This is a genomic window from Oceanispirochaeta sp. M1 (assembly GCF_003346715.1).
Taxonomy (GTDB): Bacteria; Spirochaetota; Spirochaetia; order DSM-2461; family DSM-2461; genus Oceanispirochaeta.
On record NZ_QQPQ01000125.1, the window covers coordinates 1 to 1216 of the forward strand.

Consider the following 1216-nt stretch of genomic DNA (forward strand, 5'->3'; position numbering starts at 1 on the left):
CTAGTGTCATGACCGACTAATTCTAAATTTATTCAAGATCTTTTATAAACTTCATGAATTGGGTATCATCAGATTTATGAGTGATAAGCGTAGAGTAAAAGTAAAGTTATCTTTATCCGGTCCGGATCGCAATCAAGTATCATTGATGCTGAGAAAAGGAACATCTTCGGTTCGGGTGATAAAAAGAGCAATGGTGTTGAATCTCTTTGATCAGGGAATAGCATCTCCGGAAATCTCAAAGGCCGTTGGGGTAACACCAGAAACTGCTCGAAGGATAGCCCAGAATTACATTTCAGAAGGATTGAATAGAGCATTATTTGATAAACAGAGACCTGGCCATAAGAGGATTTTCTCAGACAAGGAAAGAAATGAAATTATTGCTCTTGTATGTTCTGATCCCCCCGATGGCTTTCAGAGATGGACGGTCAGATTATTGGCAGAAGAAGCTGTAAATAGAAAAATCGTTAAATCGATAGGCAGAGAGACCATACGAGTTATCCTGCAGGACCATGAGTTTAAGCCATGGCGAAAAAAAAATGTGGTGCGTTCCATCGTTAAATGATGAGTTCTTGAAAAGAATGGAGGATGTCCTCAATCTTTATGAGAGGCCCTACAATCCTGTTGAGCCGGTTGTCTGCCTTGATGAGAAGCCGCTGCAACTTCTTGATCATGCAAAACCGGAAACACCTATCAGGAAACCAGGACAAGCCCATAAGATTGACTATGAATACAAGCGAAGAGGAACAGCAAATATATTCTGTGCAGTAGAACCTAAAGCCGGGAGACATTTTGCCTATGTTTCGAAACGAAAAGAAGGGAAAGACTTTGCAAAAGTACTTTATAGAATAGCCAGAAATTATCCGGAAGCCATAACAATTCATTTGGTTATGGACAATTATTGTACTCATTCTATGAAATCACTGACCAGGAGATATGGAGAAGAGAAAGGAAAAGAGATTTGGGAACGCTTTACTGTCCACTTCACTCCCAAGCATGCCAGCTGGTTGGATCAAGCCGAAATTGAAATCGGAATTATGAATAGACAATGCCTTGGAGGAAAAAGATTCCCCAATATTGAAATTCTAAGAAAAAATGTAAATGCCTGGAAAAATAGAATGAATAAGCAGAAAGTAAAGTTTGATTGGAAATTTACCTTTAAGAAGGCGAAAATTAAGTTCCGGCTGGATGATTAAAATTCAGCCGGTCATGACACTAG

The 1216-nt window shown here is 39.3% G+C and carries 2 protein-coding genes; both read left to right on the forward strand.

Translation table 11 applies throughout. From position 1 onward, the window contains the following. Positions 1 to 76 precede the first annotated feature (76 nt). Positions 77 to 562: a helix-turn-helix domain-containing protein gene (locus DV872_RS26080; protein WP_114632901.1), complete on the forward strand. Its 486-nt coding sequence runs from the start codon at positions 77 to 79 to the stop codon at positions 560 to 562. 16 nt (positions 563 to 578) lie between these two features. Then, positions 579 to 1193, forward strand: a complete 615-nt coding sequence (locus DV872_RS26085) for an IS630 family transposase (RefSeq protein WP_230391701.1) — start codon at positions 579 to 581, stop codon at positions 1191 to 1193. Positions 1194 to 1216 lie beyond the last annotated feature (23 nt).

Coding starts and splice junctions, on each gene's coding strand:
- DV872_RS26085 (WP_230391701.1), top strand. CDS start 579: ATGGAGGATGTCCTCAATCTTTATGAGAGGCCCTACAATCCTGTTGAG.
- DV872_RS26080 (WP_114632901.1), top strand. CDS start 77: ATGAGTGATAAGCGTAGAGTAAAAGTAAAGTTATCTTTATCCGGTCCG.